General features: G+C 57.4%; 15 protein-coding genes, 1 tRNA gene and 1 other RNA gene. 11 read left to right on the forward strand and 6 right to left on the reverse strand.

Translation table 11 applies throughout. From position 1 onward, the window contains the following. The 5 genes from QMC91_RS09055 to QMC91_RS09075 all read left to right on the forward strand — a co-directional run. Window positions 1-996: hypothetical protein (locus QMC91_RS09055; protein ID WP_300237887.1), on the forward strand; the 996-nt coding region annotated here is incomplete at its 5' end. 16 nt (window positions 997-1,012) lie between these two features. After that, the gene (locus QMC91_RS09060; RefSeq protein ID WP_300237889.1) at window positions 1,013-1,576 is read left to right on the forward strand and encodes a YIP1 family protein; all 564 of its coding nucleotides are present in this window, start codon (window positions 1,013-1,015) and stop codon (window positions 1,574-1,576) included. Between the two features lie 380 nt (window positions 1,577-1,956). After that, window positions 1,957-2,988 (forward strand): cytochrome c biogenesis CcdA family protein, encoded by a 1,032-nt coding sequence (locus QMC91_RS09065; protein ID WP_300237891.1) that lies wholly within the window; start codon window positions 1,957-1,959, stop codon window positions 2,986-2,988. A 356-nt stretch (window positions 2,989-3,344) separates the two neighbouring features. After that, complete coding sequence (locus tag QMC91_RS09070; RefSeq protein ID WP_300237893.1) at window positions 3,345-4,670, forward strand: hypothetical protein; 1,326 nt, start codon at window positions 3,345-3,347, stop codon at window positions 4,668-4,670. Beyond that, a complete protein-coding gene (locus QMC91_RS09075; protein WP_300237895.1) occupies window positions 4,667-5,251 on the forward strand; it encodes a DUF4367 domain-containing protein in 585 nt (194 codons plus the stop codon). Before QMC91_RS09070 ends, QMC91_RS09075 begins: the two co-directional genes overlap by 4 nt. Before the next feature lie 536 nt (window positions 5,252-5,787). On the opposite strand, the gene gltA is transcribed toward QMC91_RS09075, so the two are convergent. Next, window positions 5,788-7,131 (reverse strand): NADPH-dependent glutamate synthase, encoded by a 1,344-nt coding sequence (gltA, locus tag QMC91_RS09080; protein WP_300237897.1) that lies wholly within the window; start codon window positions 7,129-7,131, stop codon window positions 5,788-5,790. Next, complete coding sequence (locus QMC91_RS09085; RefSeq protein WP_300237899.1) at window positions 7,124-7,975, reverse strand: sulfide/dihydroorotate dehydrogenase-like FAD/NAD-binding protein; 852 nt, start codon at window positions 7,973-7,975, stop codon at window positions 7,124-7,126. The genes gltA and QMC91_RS09085 overlap by 8 nt, the downstream gene beginning before the upstream one ends. A 329-nt stretch (window positions 7,976-8,304) precedes the next feature. Between QMC91_RS09085 and QMC91_RS09090 the strand changes: the two genes are divergently transcribed. Together QMC91_RS09090 and QMC91_RS09095 are read left to right on the forward strand one after the other, a co-directional pair. Next, the gene (locus QMC91_RS09090; RefSeq protein WP_300237901.1) at window positions 8,305-8,481 is read left to right on the forward strand and encodes a hypothetical protein; all 177 of its coding nucleotides are present in this window, start codon (window positions 8,305-8,307) and stop codon (window positions 8,479-8,481) included. Between the two features lie 7 nt (window positions 8,482-8,488). Further along, window positions 8,489-8,812, forward strand: a complete 324-nt coding sequence (locus tag QMC91_RS09095; protein ID WP_300237903.1) for a YbjQ family protein — start codon at window positions 8,489-8,491, stop codon at window positions 8,810-8,812. A 17-nt stretch (window positions 8,813-8,829) separates the two neighbouring features. On the opposite strand, the gene arcS is transcribed toward QMC91_RS09095, so the two are convergent. Genes arcS through QMC91_RS09110 form a run of 3 tightly spaced genes read right to left on the reverse strand, consistent with a single transcriptional unit; the run spans window position 8,830 to window position 12,468 of the window. Then, window positions 8,830-10,458 carry an archaeosine synthase subunit alpha gene (gene arcS, locus QMC91_RS09100; protein WP_300237905.1) on the reverse strand — a complete coding sequence of 543 codons (1,629 nt, stop codon included), beginning with the start codon at window positions 10,456-10,458 and terminating at the stop codon, window positions 8,830-8,832. Next, window positions 10,445-11,896 carry a tRNA guanosine(15) transglycosylase TgtA gene (gene tgtA, locus QMC91_RS09105; protein ID WP_300237907.1) on the reverse strand — a complete coding sequence of 484 codons (1,452 nt, stop codon included), beginning with the start codon at window positions 11,894-11,896 and terminating at the stop codon, window positions 10,445-10,447. The genes arcS and tgtA overlap by 14 nt, the downstream gene beginning before the upstream one ends. A 5-nt stretch (window positions 11,897-11,901) precedes the next feature. Then, window positions 11,902-12,468 carry a TIGR00296 family protein gene (locus QMC91_RS09110; RefSeq protein WP_300237909.1) on the reverse strand — a complete coding sequence of 189 codons (567 nt, stop codon included), beginning with the start codon at window positions 12,466-12,468 and terminating at the stop codon, window positions 11,902-11,904. A gap of 285 nt (window positions 12,469-12,753) precedes the next feature. Between QMC91_RS09110 and rnpB the strand changes: the two genes are divergently transcribed. Continuing rightward, an RNA gene (rnpB, locus tag QMC91_RS09115) (RNase P RNA component) lies at window positions 12,754-13,098 on the forward strand. Window positions 13,099-13,293: 195 nt separating this feature from the next. Here rnpB and QMC91_RS09120 read toward each other — a convergent pair. Then, a tRNA-Lys gene (locus QMC91_RS09120) sits at window positions 13,294-13,366 on the reverse strand. Between the two features lie 115 nt (window positions 13,367-13,481). On the opposite strand from QMC91_RS09120, the gene QMC91_RS09125 reads away from it, so the two are divergent. The 3 genes from QMC91_RS09125 to QMC91_RS09135 are packed head-to-tail and all read left to right on the forward strand — an operon-like array spanning window position 13,482 to window position 17,203. Next, window positions 13,482-14,939 (forward strand): DHH family phosphoesterase, encoded by a 1,458-nt coding sequence (locus tag QMC91_RS09125; RefSeq protein ID WP_300237911.1) that lies wholly within the window; start codon window positions 13,482-13,484, stop codon window positions 14,937-14,939. 4 nt (window positions 14,940-14,943) lie between these two features. After that, on the forward strand, window positions 14,944-15,567 hold the full coding sequence (locus tag QMC91_RS09130) for a 6-hydroxymethylpterin diphosphokinase MptE-like protein (RefSeq protein WP_300237913.1): 624 nt from the start codon (window positions 14,944-14,946) through the stop codon (window positions 15,565-15,567). Further along, window positions 15,557-17,203, forward strand: a complete 1,647-nt coding sequence (locus QMC91_RS09135; protein ID WP_300237915.1) for a radical SAM protein — start codon at window positions 15,557-15,559, stop codon at window positions 17,201-17,203. The genes QMC91_RS09130 and QMC91_RS09135 overlap by 11 nt, the downstream gene beginning before the upstream one ends. Window positions 17,204-17,292: the final 89 nt, after the last annotated feature.

Raw genomic sequence — 17,292 nt, forward strand, 5'->3', positions numbered from 1 at the left:
GCAAAGGGAGCGTACGCGTTCTGCGTACTTAAACGTGTGCCTCTTTTGCCTCCGGAGAAAGAAACTGGAGGAAATGAGCATGAAAGAAAAAATTGGAATGCGGGCATTCTCCGTGCTCCTAGCAGTTTGCTGGTGAGCGTGGTTGTGGTGTCGGCAATGGCAACAGTGATTGTACCAACAGCAAATGCAGGTGAACAAGCCACTACTGCTCTCCTATCTCAAAACCAGGAATCCGAAAAGAGTATCTATACCATGTTAGGGCTAGAGAAGCCTTCCAGAGAAGAGGGTTGTCAGTGGCAAACATATAGCGAAGCGAAAGATCAAGTGGATAAATTGACCCGCGGATCGGAATCAAAGGAGAACATTAAAAAAATAATTGGATACCTAGAAGGAAAAAGTGAAAAAATTGTTCTTTACTATGGGACGGACGGATACATTTACGGTTTACTCGACAGTCAGGGTAGAGTATCCAAAAGCAAAGTGAATCCGTTAATGCTTGGTTCGAAAACAGAACATTTCGAAACTAGTTGCACGGCATGCTCGGTTAATGATCAGAGTGGCAATTATTCAGTCAGCTATGAATTGAGCAGAATTGAGCTTTCAGCTCTGGGATCAGAAGAGTTCAGTACAAGATATCTCGATGGACTTCGCATCATAAGAACAGATAAATGGGTATATTTGGGTGTTATCAGTGCAACTCTTTACACCGACGGAACATTTGAATATGACTATGGCAACAGAATTCTAAGCATCGAAGATAATACTTATACCTCTCAGGGTCCTTGGTTTGATCGTTGCGTATTTGGACATTCAACCCGGGAAAACGGATATACGGGATTTGTCGAATCTAACGTTATTTGGGCATATAATGCGTTCAGCCCACCCAAACATTCAGTTGATGCTTGGATCAGTTGTAATATCTACGGTTCAACAAATGGGAACTCTCAAACCTCGGACTGGGTATCTGTAGGATATGGATGTGGGGCAGCTCCATAATTTTTAGGAAATAATTATGTCGCTAAAAACCGCTTTCAGCAGCTCCCGTGCCCTACTTCGGCAGTTGAACGTGAAGTCACTAGGTGACGATCTCAAATTCTTTTTTGTGATAGTCCTGACTGGATCACTCCTTTTTACGCTGGCGTCTTTCCTTCCAGCATTGTACACGGGAAATGAGTCTGGTAGTAGCGGATTGTACTTAATCGGGCTTGTTTTATTAGGCGTATTTATCGGCTTGATACAGGGTCTGATAAATGGAGTTATCATACTACTAGGAGTAAGCCTCATCGAGCACTTTTTCCTGCTTTTCGTCAATGAACATAAGGGATTTGAAAAAACGATGAAGTCGGTGATCTATGCCCTGTCACCCAGCATTCTTCTCTTCTGGGCGGCTGTGGTTATAGAAAGCACTTTTGTAAGATTATTGCTTCTCTTCTGCTTTGGTTTGATATCCTATTTTGGTATACAGACATTTCACGAAAAATCAAAAGACCGAGCTGCATTTGTCACTCTCGCAACGAGCGCAGTTCTCTTGATGTTCTTCTCCAGATGGATATTCAATCAGGGGTTGTTATGGTGATTGCTATCCCAGTAAGAAGTTTAAAATTGAGGGGTTCGTTATCCATGGAAAGGGAGCGTAAAAATTCCCAATACATCCTTCTTCCTGGTGATCAGCGTAACCAACATTGCTCCATCACCGGTTTCTGGCTGGTCTGGGGATCATCACGCTGATGTTTGTTGAAACTTTTGCAAAGGCGGCCTTAAATCGCGGATGAACGACTGAAAGAAGGGGAATCTGGATGTTTTAGAGAGAACTCAGCCCCGCACTGTGAAGAACACCCACCTGCTGCTATCGATCTAGGCATTCCTCATCGGCATCGAAGAGTGGGTCAAGACACTGGAAAAACAGTAGAAAATTTGGCTCCACCCCAAACGTGGAGTTCCCTTGGAGGATACACCTTGAAAAAACCGGGTGGCTACAGAAAAGTGGATATTCACATCAGTGTGGTAGCGCCGTGCATCATCCTGCTCTTGATCGGATTGATTTCCCATGCAGGCGCAGTTCCCATAACCATCGAGTATTATTACCTAGAAGGCTGCTCCGATTGTGATTATATCAAGCCTTTGATAACCGGGATCGAGCACGATCTTGGTGAGGCTGTCTCTCTTACATATGTCGACGTTCGTACACCCGAAGGTCTGGAGTGTTTTCGACACTACGGATTTGCCGAAGTCCCGGCCGTGGTCGTGAACGGCACCTTCAAGATCCCCAAGGAAGAGATCACCGAGGAGAGCCTCAGGGCAGCGATCGAGCAGTCCCTTGCTGGCGCTGAGCCGCAGGAAGATTCACCGCCGATAAATTGGAATATCCCGTTTGCGTACTCCTTAGGCCTTCTCTCCGGGTTCTCACCCTGTCTGATGGCAATCCTTGGATTCATCCTGGTCTACGTCACCGGGTCGGGCAAAGGGTTGAGAAGCAGCCTCCTGAATTCTGTAATATTTGGCCTGGGGCTGGTCGCCGCGTATATCGTCATGGGGTGCTGCTTCCTCCTGGCGGGGACGTCGCTCGGCGGTTTCGGTCCGTACCTTGCCGTTGCGGCGGGACTGATCACGATCCTCGCCGGGGTGAACCTGCTCGGGTTGATACGGCTCCCGATCTCCACCGACGACTACGTTAAGTCATCCATACGGAAGCACGCGACCACCCTTGCCGGGTTGTTCGTTCTGGGCATGATATTTTCGATCGTCAAGGCCCCGTGCGCTGCGCCGATGCTTCTTGTCCTGCTGAGCAGAATCCTGATCGACGGCACTGTGCAGGATCTATTGCTCCTGCTGGTCTTCGGGGCCGGGGTGCTCACGCCGTTTCTCGGCGTCGGGATCCTTGGGGGGTATGCCTCGTCAAGCAGGATACGGAAGTACAGGGATGTCATTCGAGCCGGCAGCGGGATCCTGTTGATAGGATTCGGGATCTGGATGCTTTTCTGGGGATAAACACTGCTGGACCAGCAGATACCCATCCTCCGGATCGACTGGCGTACCTTGCACGACCTTCCTTGCCGCGAGAATATTCGTTCTCCTGCGCCTGCGTCATTCTGGATGAGGCTGAATGCCTCGTTTTTGTAAACAGCCGATGGATGTGTAAAGAGAAGGGACAGAAAACATAAATGGCCTGACACCTATGTCCCTGTGCGGATGCCCGGAACGCGTTCGCAAAACCGCGGAGGCTCACCCTATCCGTCCAAGACCGGATGAGCCCCCCACTGCCCGAGGGCGAAAGAATGGTTCGCATTCCATGTACTTAAGAATGTGCCTCTTTTGCCTCTGGGAATGTTACAGGAGGAAAGTAAATGAACGGAAAGATTGGAATGCGGGCACTCTCCGCGCTATTTGCTGTGTTGCTGGTGAGCGTGGGCGTTGTGTCAGTGGTGAGTGCAACGAACAACCCTCAGGCAGAACCCCATAATACCACGTTTCGATTGGTTGATAATGTCCAACCTCCCCTCTTTGACTGGAGCGGTGTCGAGCCAGCGTCGCCAATGACAGGATCCGACCTAACGACGATCATCCTATCCGAAGCATATGTTACAAAGCAGGTGGGACCGCAATCCCCCGGAATCGTTGAATTATCTCTTCCCTTTTCCGCATTCGGAGAATCGGATTGTTCTGTAGAGAAATTTCCAGACTACCTGATACAGGTAGGAATTGCTGAAGATGACCCTGTTATGGTTTTAACAATACCCGATACGATGTTTAGGTCATTGAATGGGGATCCTAACCGCATCGACCTGAGTTTCCCGCTGGAATATTTTTCACATTATACAGATATCAGTACTTACTACCGACAGCACCCGGAGAACACCGCAGACAGCTCTCGATCTAAATTATCAGATAGCGATCTGGAAGCGATTAATTCACTTGAAGTTAATATGGAACGTGATGGGCAGCAATACCTCTCCAGAGTAAGGTTTATGGCTGATTTAGGAAATGAAGTTACGTATCTTACAGGGAAAATTAGGCCATACCACTATTCAAATTCCGGAGCTAGATACACGATTTTCCAGGAGAGAGAAATAAATTTAAACCGTTTCGATGTATCAGGGGAACCCCTTGACACAATTGAAATTGTTGTCGAGTACGAAGACGCCCTTCCCGGAGTGGGGAACATCAAGTTATATCCGGTAGTGTATGACGACAATTCTAATGCAATTTATCCAGGCCCCGACCCGTATATCGACGTATCCAGATCATCCCTCCCTCATGAATATAATTACTATGTGTCTATCGGTAGTGGTTCTACGTTGGGGAAATATGAGATCTGGCTGCAGGATACGACAACCGAAGAATGGCTGGGGTACTATTATTACGATGACGATAGCGATCCGAGTCAATTTATCAAGCGAAGTGTAGGATCTTCGGAGTTATTGCTCTGGGACGACTCGACCTTTTCCTTTGATGCACGCACATCGCCGATAATGGATGAATGGTGCAGGCAGGGAAGTACCTGGGACAGACCGGCAGACGTATTCTCGTACTACGACCGACAATACGATTCTTATGTGAGCACGTCGTATTCAACTGGGTCGGGGATAATCTATACACACACCTACTGTAGTGGAAGTGGTTCATCTATAGATCATATCTATTTTTTAAATTATGGAGGGGAAATCGCGTGAAACCCCACTATATCATCATATTGCTCCCGTTTCTTCTCCTCACCGCGGGGTGCATCGAGCCCGTGACTATCGATCCCGCAGAGGTTACGCCGTCGCCCATAACCGAACTTCCCCCCGATAATGCACCGTCACTCCGGGATTCCTTCTTCTTCAGGTTCGACGGGTGGGAGGACCCCGCCGAATACACAAGTTTCTCCCCGCCGTCATACATCCCCAAGGAGTATACCCTCTACGACCTCCAGATTTTTACCGTCCTAAACGAGACGGAACCTCACGACCACCGCACAACGATCGGCGAGACCCTGCGCTACGCACGCAACGATACAATGCAGAATGCGTCAACTACCGATATGACGCTGCTCGAAATCTCCTGGAGCAGATACGGATATAACCCCTATGCAAAAGATCGGATTGTTCACAGTGAGCCGGAACCCGTTAACATAAACGGGTATACAGGGCTGATCTACGAGACCGAATCGGAACGGCTGATCGCCTGGACAGCGGCCGAGAACGCTACGTATCACGTGCGTGGGTCTCTCGACCGCGAAGAGTTGATCCGGGTGGCGCGGTCTATTCCCTGAAAACCACCACCATCTAATTTTACAGGGAGGGGAGTCGGACGACAACTCCGTCTTACCGTAGACCACAAGCCCAGCCACCACGATTACCGGCGGCAAGAAAACAGTATTCGGAGCCGGGATCGAGCTCGGCGCCCTCGCCCACCGGCTCGTCGGCCAACACCGCCGATAAAACAACCCTTCTTCTCTGCCCCCGTCCTCCAGAGCAGGATCGAGCGCTGTGCTTTTGTGAATGACCGGCAAACGTGTAAAGAGATCGGATTCTCGGTATGTACCTGGCATGGGACTGGAGTGCAACGCGGAGAAAGTCTCATGCAAACGCAGGACAGGAGTAAGGGATCCAGCGAGGTACTTCTATCCTCAAACCCCATTTACCCAGACGTTGCCCGCTGTATCGGAGAGTTCGCCCCAAAACTCCTCAACCGGGAGGGGAACGCCCAATCGCACCTGATGGTGCTCACGCTCCGGACGAAAAATCCGAAGAATCTGTTCGACCGATTTTACGTTGGTAAAAACCCTCGGCCAATCCAAAAAGAGGGTTACTTTCCCCTCAGCATCGCGTTGATCGCCGCCGCCGCCTTCTTCGCCGAGCCCATCGCCTCGATCACCGTCGCCGCACCGGTGGCGATGTCACCGCCGGCGTAGACGTGGGGGATGGACGTCCGGCCGTTCTCGTCGACGACGACGTTGCCCTTCCGGCCGCGCTCGAGCCCCGGGATCAGGGAGACCAGGAGCGGGTTCGGGCTTGTGCCGATCGCCTGGATGACCATGTCCACGTCGATGGTGAACTCGCTTCCCTCGATCGGCTCTGGAGCCCGCCGGCCGCTTGCATCGATCTCGCAGAGAGACATCTTCACGCACTCTACCCCGGTGACGCAGCCATTGCCCAGGATCCGGGTCGGGTTTGTGCACGTGAGGAACTCAACCCCCTCCTCCTTTGCGTGGACGACCTCCGCCCTCCGTGCCGGCATCTCCTCCTCCCCCCGCCGGTAGATCAGGAAGACCTTCGACCCCAGGCGGCGTGCCACCCTCGCGGCGTCCATCGCAACGTTCCCACCACCGATCACCGCCACACGTCCGGCGTGAAGGACGGGTGTATCGTATTCAGGGAAGGCGTCGGCGTGCATCAGGTTCACCCTCGTGAGGAACTCGTTTGCGGAGTAGACGCCGTTTAAGTTCTCGCCCGGGATGCCCATGAACGCCGGGAGTCCTGCCCCCGTTGCCAGGAAGACCGCATCGTAGCCCAGGAGTTCATCGAGACTGACGCTCCTTCCCACAAGATGGTTCTTCTTCAACTGCACACCCAGGGCAAGCACCTGCTCGATCTCCGCCCTGACGATACCCTTCGGGAGTCGGAACGCCGGGATGCCGTATGTGAGGACACCCCCGGCCTCGTGTAGCGACTCAAAGATGGTTACGGCGTGACCGGCGCGGGCCAGGTCTGCCGCCGCGGTCAACCCTGCCGGGCCTGAGCCAACAACCGCAACCCGTTTTCCGGTCGGTCTCGCCACGTCGGGGAGGGTCGGGTTGTTCTCCCGTTCCCAGTCGGCGACGAACCGCTCGAGGGCGCCGATCCGGATCGACGTCTCTTTGTTGCCGAGGACGCAGACCCCCTCGCATTGGGTCTCCTGGGGACAGACCCGGCCGCAGATGGCCGGGAGCATGTTCTGATCCTTGAGAGCCCGTGCGGCCGCCAGGAAGTTGCCCTCCGCAACCTGATGGATGAATACAGGGATATCGATCCCGACGGGGCAGCCCTTCACGCAGAGAGGTTTCTTGCACTGGAGGCAGCGTTCTGCCTCGGTGATGGCCTCATCGGGGGTGAGGCCGAGGTCCACCTCCTCAAAATCGTGGACCCGGATCTCGGCCGGCCTGTCACTCATGCTGCTCGCCCCCCTCGCCACAGTGGCACCGGTGTTCTGCGAAACGCTCGAGCGCGATCTTCTCCTGCACCATGTAGACCCGCTGCCGTTGCATCAGGTTGTCAAAATCGACCTGATGGGCATCGAACTCGGGGCCGTCGACGCAGGCAAACTTCGTCTCACCGCCGACGGTCACCCGGCAGGAACCGCACATCCCCGTCCCGTCGACCATGATCGGGTTGAGACTCACGTACGTCTTCACGCCGGCGGGCACCGTCACGGCGGAGGTGACCTTCATCATGATGGCGGGGCCGATGATCCAGACCCGGTCGATCGTCCTCTCCCCGAGCAGTCTCTTCAGGACATCGCTTGCGAAACCATGGACGCCCTTGCTGCCATCGTCGGTTGTGATGTAGAGTTCGTCGCAGATCTCGCGCATCTCGTCCTCCAGTATGAGAAGTTCTGCGTTCCGCGCTCCAATGATCCCGATGACGTGGTTTCCAGCGCTTTTCAGTTCCGCTGCGATGAGGGGTGTGCTTGCGATACCGACGCCGCCGCCGACGACACAGCATGTGCCGTAGTTATCGATCTCGCTTGGTCTTCCAAGCGGTCCTGCAACGTCCATTATGCTTTCGCCGGCCTGGAGGGTCGCAAGTTCCTCGGTGGTCTTGCCTACGGTCATAAAGACTACCCGGACTGCATCTCCCCTGACAGCGGAGATGGTGAGGGGTATCCTCTCGCCCTTCTCGTGCAGCCGAACGATGAGAAACTGTCCTGCCCGTGCGTGCCGCGCCACCTGTGGCGCGTGGATCCAGTACTCGTATACCCGGTCGGCGAGTCTGGCCGCTGATTCTATCTTATACAACCGCTTCACTCCTGGTTGACCTGCCATCAAAATGCAGTTAACGCTTCGTATACATTGTGACTCCAGCCTCTTTACTGCAGCTACCAGGTACCCCACCAGAATCGCTCCCTGCAGCCAGAGGGGTCTGGGTGCTGATGCCTCCTCCCCTGTATCTGCATCTCCTGATAACACCTCCCTCATTGACCTTACACCCGCCATCAGGCAGCTGTCCCGGGTAAAGATTCACGAGACCGCGACACCGCCAGAAGAAACCGGTCATATGACTTCTCCGGGATGCGGAAAAGGGGATAAGCAAACGGTTATCCCTTAAAAGCGAGAGAAATAGGGTTATGCAAAGCCAGATAATCTGTGGTCTCGCCCTGACGGTCATCGGCGGGACGATTGCAGGCGTGGCGATTGCATGGTTACCTGTTCTCCTGATATACGCCGTCCCGCTCATCGTTATAGGGGTTGCACTGCTCATCTGGCGGGGGCGCGAGGAGATCATCGAACCAATAAAGGAGTGAAGAGAGAATGATACTGACAACGACTGCAGATGTGCCGGGCTACGAGATCGGGGAGATCCTGGGTGTGGTCTCCGGCAACACCGTAAGAACAAAGAACCTGGGCAAGGATATCATGGCGGGGTTAAAAAGCCTGGTCGGCGGCGAACTCGAGGAGTATACCACCATGCTCACCGACGCCCGGGCAGAGGCTTACAACCGGATGGTCAACGCTGCGCGCGACCTCGGGGCCGATGCGGTGGTAAACATCAGGTTCACGACATCGCAGACAATGTCGACGGCGGCAGAACTCCTGGCCTACGGGACAGCGGTGAGACTTGTTCCGAAGAAGTAGTTTCGGGGTCTTACCCCTCAGGTCCTCTTCACCTTCCGAACCCTGACCGCCACACCGCGCTTTGACCGGAGCATCTCGTCTGCCCCCATCATCGCCCTGCCGGTGGCAAGTGCGAGCGGCCCTTCCACCAGAACCTCGTCGCCCTCCCTTATCCGGGGGTCACAGTCTACGATCCCGGGGGCGAGGACATCACCCTGTGGCACGAATCCGTCTATCCTGACACGGTATCCCTCCGGGATCAGGTCCCAGCCCGCAAACGTCGGGCGCAACAGCCCCGTTCCATCGTCGATGCTGAAGACCTGTTCCCTCCCTCGGAGGACCGCCATCTGCATGCTTCTTCCCCTGACCTGGAGACCTTTTGTATTTATCTCCTGCGCAAACTGCCAGGAGGCAATGCCCCGGACGGTATCGGTCTGCATCCGCCGTTCGCCCGCGAGAGCTTCGTCGAGCGCCCGGAGCGACTCTGGCGACGTTGGGTGACCGCGACAGGTCACCTCGATCTCAAGCCCGCAGGCATCCGCCGCCGCCTCCGCGACGCTGAGGGCGCCGCCGTCCAGATGGGCGATAACCCTGCCATAGGTGTGCGCGGCAAAGTAGCGGGCCAGGATGTCGGCGATGAACGCGCACTCCTCACGGTCCCAGTAGCCAGTCACCGGGACGTCGTAATGGCCCGCCGGGTAGACCCGTTCGAGTTCCCGTGGCACAAGACCGAGCGGCGAGGTGACGATCAGTTCGTGCGCCCGCCGGTTGACAGCGTTCATGAAGTGTTTGTGGCTCCGGGAGAGCGAATAGGGTTTCTTTGCCGAGCAGGGGAGGAGGACGGCAACGTCGGTCCTGCTCGGGACGAACCTCTCGATCAGACGATCGGCAAACCGCCTGATCTCCGCCCGGTTCTGTGACTCGGCGGTGTTTGCATGCATAGGCACAGCCCGCGCAACAGGGAGGTAACGTTCCATGAACGTGTAGTTCCGGTCGAGGAACCGGAGGGTGGCCACCTCTGCGGCGTTTGCACGGCACCGCTCTTCCATCAGTTCTCTGAGCCTGCCCGTCTCAATGTGGTGACGGACAAGGGCTATCTCGCGGTCGAGCGCGAGACGGTTATGCCGCCGGAGGTCGCCCTCCCGGCACCCCTCGCAGCCACAGACACCGCTATCCATCAGACCGGCGGGGAACTCGCCCTCGGGCAGACATAACCTCTTCTGCGCGGAGGCGAGGTCGACTCCCTTGTAATCGAACAGGTCAAACCCCGAGTATATCAGGAGGCAGACGGTCGATGGAAGCGCTGCACCCGGAGCATACCAGGCGGTGTCGGGGGGGAGACGCTCTTTCAGCCCGGCAACCCAGGTGGCGTAGTTCCGTGGGTTTGAGAGGGCGGCATGCCAGTTCGCGATGAGGACGCAGTCACCCGATTCTGCTGATGCTGAGAGCGGGTGGACGGTAACCGGCTCCCCATCTCCGGGGGAGAAGTATCTCTCCACGAACGCCTGATCGGCGGTGAGCGGGACGTTTGAGAGGGCTCTATCAGAGAGGGATGGAAAGAAAGTATCAGCATCGAGCGCGGCAGGGAGGGATACGGTCTTTCCCTCGTGCTCGTAGGTAGAAGTCCGTGCAAGACCGTCGCGTTTTCCAGCCTCATACCTGCTCATGGAGCACCTCCGCGCCCGGCACCTCTTCCCGGACAATCCACGCCCATTCATCCGTGCACCGGACGGCAAACTCTTTTCCGGGGTTTGCTTCCATCAGCGACCTTATACCGGCGCACCCCGACCGAACCATATCCTCATCCCATCCGGGTGTCTCGCTCTGGCCTATCGGGAACGTCTCCGCGAGTTCCGCGGGGTATGGGCCGAACGGCGGTTTGAAGTTCAGGACGGTGTCAAACCCTGGGACCTCGCGGCCGTCGAACGAGACCAGCACCCGCTCGCCGAGGGGTATACGGGGGATGAGCCGGTGGTATCGGAGCACTTCCGTCCGCCGGCAGGTCTCCGTGCCCCGGTAGAAGAACCGGCGTTTTGAGACAGGGTCGTCGACCTCCAGTTCGGCCGCATGTCTCAGTAGTTCACGGTAGCCGTCAAGCAGACGGGGGTGGCCCCGGCACCTTTCGTCAACCAGTTCCCATAGCGTCCCGTCCTGGACCGCCTGCCTGATACGTGCAATCTCCGCCAGGGTGACGTGGAGGTTGTGGAGAGCGAGCAACCGTTCACGGTCACCGGACTTCCGAAGTTCGTCGGCGGTCATGGAGCGGCAGACCTGGCATGGGCAGGGGAGTTCAGCAAGTTCTTCTATCTTGAGGCTCCCGTGGGTGGTGATGTAACGGCCTTCCCTGGCAAAGAGGGCGTATGCGGCCGAGTCGAAGAGGTCACAGCCCATGGCAACGGCGAGGGCGAACATGGATGGGTGGCCTGCGCCGAAGAGGTGAACCGCGGTCGCGGGGGAGAGTCCGCGTTTTGCCGCGAGTACGACCTGGACCAGGTCACGGTACCGGTAGGTCTCCATCAGCGGCACCACGGCCCCGATCGGGCAGAACGTAAACCCGAGTTCCCCTACAGCGCGTCCCGCCCCCTCGCGCAGGTCGGTGAAGATCCCGCCTTGAACCGGTCCGGCCAGGTTTGAGTCGGGGAAGAGGTCACGCGCCTCCCGGATCCGTTCTATCGTGACGCCGAGATCCTGTTCCGCCTGCTCCCGTCCTGCATCCGGGGGTGTGGGGATGTCCAGGGGGACGATGATATCGCTTCCTATCGCCTGCTGGAACTCAAGCGTCTCCCTGTTGTTCACCTCAACCTCACCGTAGACGGAGAGCTGAAACGAACCGGAGTCGGTCATTATGACGCCGTCAAAGTCGAGGAGACGATGGAGTCCTTCCGCAACCGCCCGGTCGCAATACTCCTCGCTCCGCCTGAATATGTAGGCGTTTGTTATCAGCGCCTCGACGCCCATCTCCTGCATCTCGCGGGGTGTGACCAGGGGGAGGTGGGGGTTTACCACCGGCAGGAGCGCGGGCGTCCGGACGGTCTTTTCGTTCACCCTCAGCCTGCCGACCCTCCCCGCGATGTCTTTATGGATGACCTCAAACGTGATACTCATCTGAATTAAACCGCCTGCTCTTCGATAACCTGGCCCTCGAACGTCAGCACGGCCACATCGCCACGCCTCCAGCACCCGGGCGGGAGTCCGGCCTTGAGACAGGTCTGGTCGAGGAACTCCCTGCTGTTCCAGCCATACTCTGTCGCGACCTGGGGGAGGAGAAGACCCGTTCTCCCGAGGCCGCTGACGATCAGACCGTGCCGCCCGACCTCCACATGTTGCGGGCGTTCAAGTGGCGGGCACTCTAGCGGCCTTGGCGGTGTCAGCACCGTCACTTCAATCTCGAGGTCGGCAACCTCCGACCGCGATACCGGCGGGAAGCGGGGGTCCTCGAGCGCTGCCGAGGTAGCTGCCTCTATGATCGCCTCGCCGAGCGGTTTGATCGGGTATGGGAGGCCTATACATCCGCGTAGAAGTCCGTGCCGTTTGATCGTGACGAACACGCCACGTCTCTCCTCGAAGACCGGAGGGAGGGGGGGTAGTATCATCCGTTCGCCGTTGACGGCTCTCTCGATGGTCATTCGCGCCAGGCGAACCGCCATTCTGCCTTCTTCAGGGGTCAGCATTTCCATCAGAATGGGTTGTATGAGGTTGAATACTTTTAGCATTTCGTGGGGGTGGTGATGTGGGATACGTTGCATACAATCACCGGCGTAAGCCCGACCGTGGCGTCGTTGTCGATAAGGGTTTTCCCAACTATAAACCGGGAGGCATTATCGTCTCTCTGTGACCCGCCCCCTCAAGAGGTTCGACCAGGATCCCGCGCGGTCGCGCGGAAGCGCTTACGCTGTGGTTTTCTATTTCGGAGGCGGCACACCCTCACAGATATATACCCACAAGACGAAACCATTATAGGAGAGAGGGAAAGCGCGGCCGACGGTGGCACATCCTGTGCCGCTGAGGAAAGTCCTCCCACCGGCCAGACACGCAGCCGCACGCAAGGGCGGGTGGCGAGAGTCACGGCAATGACACAGAAACGATACGGCCCGCCGTCAGTGATGAAACGATCGAGCCCCCACACCGGGGCGAGCGGCGCAGGTTCTTCCTGTGCAACTCGTTGAACGTAGCGGCGGGAAACGATGAAACGGTGAATCCCTGCGGGTGCAAGCCAGAATAGGGCATATGGACGGTCTGGCGTCCGCCCGGGTATGGCGCTTAGCTGAATGCCGCACCAAACAGAAGGAGGCTTACTCCTCCCACTCTCCTTTTACATGATCTATTCTCGCTCTCACCAGCCTCCTGCCGTTGATACCCTCTGCGGAAACTCCCTCTCTGAAGAGGATGCCGTGCGAGAGATTGGGGGGCTGACTGTGAAGACCCATGTGCTCCGGCGAGACACCTTTCAGTCAGAGGAGATAACTCAGAAAGAGAAACAGCGGCGGGAATTGAGTGTTCAACGGGCCTGAAGGGATTTGAACCCCTGGCCTACGGATTAAGAGTCCGTCGCTCTGCCAGCTAAGCTACAGGCCCACGTATCTGACCTAATCAAATGGTAGTGGAAAGGGTATAAGCCTTATGGATCGGTCCTGGATATCGCCGTGATAGGGGATCCATTAATACCATGGGACGTTACACCATTGTACGCATGCCTGAGGCGGTCCAGAACGTTTCGAAGGAACGTGTCAAGTACATCATCCTTGGGTGCGGGAGCACCGGCTACAACGTCGCCGAGGAACTCGCCAAGGAGACCGAGGATCTCATCATCGTCGATAGGGATGGGAAACGGGTTGAGGACCTTCGGGACCAGAAGTACAATGCACTCGTTCGCGACCTCCGCGACCCTCGCTTCATGGATGGGCTGCCCGTACCCGAGGTTGCCTTCATCATGGCAAACGACCGGGAAGCCAACCTGGTCGCTCTCAAGACCCTCAAGAGCCGATACCCTGCAACCTACGTCATAGCACGTGCCACCGACCCTGTCAGCATCGACCTCCTCCAGCAGGAGGGTGCCGATATAGTCCTCTACCCACAGGAGGTGGTGGCACGAACCGCCATCTACCATATCAGGAAACTCCACTCGTCGCGGCTTGCTCTGAGGCTTTACGATCTGATTGCCTCATGGGAAGGGACGCTCTGCATCGTCACCCACATCAACCCCGATCCCGACTCGATATCGAGTGCCATGGCTCTCTCTCTGATAGCGCGTCATGCAAGCCACAACAAACTCAACTGCCGTATCGTCTACGATGGGGATATCGGGCACCAGGAGAACCGGGCGTTTATCAACCTCCTGGACATCAAGATGGAGCGTCTTACCCCCCAGATGCTGGAGGAGTGCAACTACGTCGCCCTGGTCGACTCCTCCGGGCCTGGCGTGAACAACAATCTGCCAAAATCGACCCGGATCAACATAATCATAGACCATCACAAGAACAACACCGAACCGCCGTCTGTCGTCGCAGACTTCGTCGATATCCGACCCGGAGTTGGGGCGACGGCGAGCATCTTGACCCAGTACCTGATGGAACTCGATATCCCTGTGAGCAAAACTGTGGCCACAGCGCTCCTGTACGGTATCAGGGCCGATACACGAGATTTTAAGCGGAATGTAACCCCTCAGGATCTGAACTACGCGGCGTTCCTCCTGCCCCTGACAGATGCGGATCTCCTGGATAAGATTACCTCTCCATCGGTCTCTCTGGAGACGATCGAGATCATTGGCAAAGCCATCCAGAACCGGAAGATCCTGAGCGGTTACCTCTTCTCGAATGTCGGGTATATCAGGAATCGGGACGCTCTCCCCCAGGCGGCCGATATCCTGATACACCTTGAGGGTGTGAACACAGCGCTGGTCTACGGCATAACAGACCAGAACATCGTCATATCGGCCCGTAACAAGGATATCAGAATCCACCTCGGGAACGTTATGGCCGAGGCGTTCGCCCCCATCGGCGAGGCTGGCGGGCACGCCACGATGGCTGCCGCCATGATCCCGCTGAGTTATTTTTCCATGGCAAAGGATAAAGAGAGCCTCCTCGCCCTGATCATCGACCCCATTCTCAAGCGCTTTTCAGAGATCGTCGGGCTGGACGACGAGGAATAAAAAAATGAGGTTTGAGGACTGGGCCCCTCACTACACCGCGATTTTAGAGTATTTCGGGTTCGAACGCGAGGCAGACGAGGAGGCGGCCCGTGTGCTCGCGGAACTTGCCGGTGGCAGGGATGATATTGTTCTGCTTGAAGCGCTGATCCGGGGAAGGAAGGTCACGGTCTGCGGGAACGCCCCAACTCTCCCCGCAGAACTCGACCGGATCGAGGGGACGGTGCTTGCCGCTGACGCGGCAGCGGAGGTGCTCGTCGATCATGGGGTGCGACCGGAGGCGGTCTTTACGGACCTTGATGGGGCGACCGACCTCTTCATCGACCTCTCTCGCCAGGGGACGGTGATGGTTGTGCACGCCCACGGTGACAACATCCCGCTCCTCCGTCACTGGGTCCCCCGTATGCCCGGGCCACTTGTAGCGACCACGCAGGCAGCGCCCATTCCGGGCGTACACAACTTCGGGGGGTTCACCGATGGTGACAGGGCGGTCTTTGCTGCCGAAGAACTTGGAGCGGCACGCGTCCGGATCATCGGGTTCGATCTTGCCGACCGGAATGTCGACCCGCTCAAGAGGGGGAAACTCTACTGGGCTGGCGAACTCCTCAGGTTGATCGGGTATGACCTCTGAGGCCTTTATCATTGATGGTTACGTCGATGAACCCGCGTGTCTCGGCGTCCCGCCATACATCTCCCCATACATCCGTGAGGTCGCCGGCGTCCTGGTCGCCCATGGCCACGCCCCCCGATACGTCACCATTGATCAGGTTCGGGCCGACCCCTCTCTCCTCGCCGGTCACGGCCGTGGCGACCTGGTGGTGATGATCGCCGGTCTGACCGTGCCCGGGGCCTACATGGGGGGTAGACCTGCAACCCTGACGGAGATCCAGCAGATCGGGATCACGCTCCGGGAACCGACCACCGCGATCGGGGGGCCGATCAACTTCGGCTACGCTCCCGGCGGTGGGAGGAAGGCAATCCGGCAGGCGATAGCCGGGTTTGATCTCATGCTCCGTGGTTCGCCGGCGGTGGCGCTGGACTCCTGGCTTTCGGGGGGTGAACCTGAAGGTGAGCGGGATTACGCCCTGAGCGACCCCTGGTGCGTTGCTGGTGCCGGGATCATAGCGCAGCACCCCTCGTTTCCTCACGTGGTCTGCGAGCTGGAGACCGCAACAGGTTGTCCCCGTGCAACGGTCGGTGGGTGCTCTTTCTGCACCGAGCCTTTCTACGGCCTCCCGCGCTACCGGGGTATCGAGGGGATCGCGGATGAGGTGGCGGCGCTCCACGCGGCCGGTGGCCGCCATTTCAGGCTCGGTCGCCAGCCGGACCTCCTCTCCTATCGGAGCATCGGTGGCGGTGAGTTCCCCGTCCCACGTCCCGGGGCGCTCGAAGACCTCTTTTCGGCAGTGAGAGAGAGCGCGCCGGACCTTAAAACCCTCCACATAGACAACATCAACCCTGGCACCATCGCCAGACATCCGGACGCGGCACGGGCGGCGCTCGAGGTGATAGTGGCCGGGCACACACCCGGCGACACCGCGGCGTTCGGGATGGAGACCGCGGACCCGGCGGTCGTCAGGGCAAACAACCTCAAGGCCATGCCGGAGGATGTATTCCGCGCTATCGAGGTCGTGAATGAGGTCGGGGGGAGGCGGACCCGCGGCATACCCGAACTCCTGCCGGGTCTGAACTTCGTCATAGGTCTTGCCGGTGAGACGCCGGCGACGTTTGATGCAAACGAGGCGTTCCTCCGCCGCGTGCTCGACGCCGGGCTGCTGGTGCGCCGGGTGAACATCCGGCAGTTGATGCCGTTTGAGGGGACGGCCGCCTACGAGGAGAACACCCTCGGGAGGCACGATGCCCGGTTCCGGGCGTTCAAGGAGTGGGTCAGGCGGGAGTTCGACGAACCTATGCTGCGCCGGGTCTTCCCGGTCGGCAGCGTCCTCCTGGACGTTGTTATCGAGGTCTCCGGGAAACCGTCGTTTGGGCGGCAGATGGGTTCCTACCCCATCCTTGTCGGGATCCCTCTCAAACTTCCTGTGGGAACGGTCATCGACGCCGTCGTGGTCGATTGGGGGAGTCGGTCGGTGACCGCCCTCCCCTGTCCCGTGGAGATAAACACTCTACCCCCGGCGGCGCTCCGCTGGATCCCGGGCATCGGCAGGAAAAGAGCCGCAAGCATTGCCGCCCGCCGGCCATTATCGAGCCTTGAGGAGTTCCGGGCGATCGCAGGAGAGACGGGGCTCGATGATCTGATCGTGTTTTAGGACCAGGCATTGACCGTACACCGGTACGGTGAAGGGTGTCCTGATCACCCGTTCCGGTGACAAATGGTATGTCATCATCCAGGCGGAAC

The sequence above is a fragment of the Methanoculleus sp. genome, from assembly GCF_030019085.1.
Lineage (GTDB): Archaea > Halobacteriota > Methanomicrobia > Methanomicrobiales > Methanoculleaceae > Methanoculleus.

What these genes read in the sequence shown, in the direction of transcription:
- QMC91_RS09060 (WP_300237889.1), top strand. Translation starts at nt 1,013, where the DNA reads ATGTCGCTAAAAACCGCTTTCAGCAGCTCCCGTGCCCTACTTCGGCAG.
- QMC91_RS09070 (WP_300237893.1), top strand. Translation starts at nt 3,345, where the DNA reads ATGAACGGAAAGATTGGAATGCGGGCACTCTCCGCGCTATTTGCTGTG.
- gltA (WP_300237897.1), bottom strand. Translation starts at nt 7,131, where the DNA reads ATGAGTGACAGGCCGGCCGAGATCCGGGTCCACGATTTTGAGGAGGTG.
- QMC91_RS09090 (WP_300237901.1), top strand. Translation starts at nt 8,305, where the DNA reads ATGCAAAGCCAGATAATCTGTGGTCTCGCCCTGACGGTCATCGGCGGG.
- QMC91_RS09095 (WP_300237903.1), top strand. Translation starts at nt 8,489, where the DNA reads ATGATACTGACAACGACTGCAGATGTGCCGGGCTACGAGATCGGGGAG.
- arcS (WP_300237905.1), bottom strand. Translation starts at nt 10,458, where the DNA reads ATGAGCAGGTATGAGGCTGGAAAACGCGACGGTCTTGCACGGACTTCT.
- tgtA (WP_300237907.1), bottom strand. Translation starts at nt 11,896, where the DNA reads ATGAGTATCACGTTTGAGGTCATCCATAAAGACATCGCGGGGAGGGTC.
- QMC91_RS09110 (WP_300237909.1), bottom strand. Translation starts at nt 12,468, where the DNA reads ATGGAAATGCTGACCCCTGAAGAAGGCAGAATGGCGGTTCGCCTGGCG.
- QMC91_RS09125 (WP_300237911.1), top strand. Translation starts at nt 13,482, where the DNA reads ATGCCTGAGGCGGTCCAGAACGTTTCGAAGGAACGTGTCAAGTACATC.
- QMC91_RS09130 (WP_300237913.1), top strand. Translation starts at nt 14,944, where the DNA reads ATGAGGTTTGAGGACTGGGCCCCTCACTACACCGCGATTTTAGAGTAT.
- QMC91_RS09135 (WP_300237915.1), top strand. Translation starts at nt 15,557, where the DNA reads ATGACCTCTGAGGCCTTTATCATTGATGGTTACGTCGATGAACCCGCG.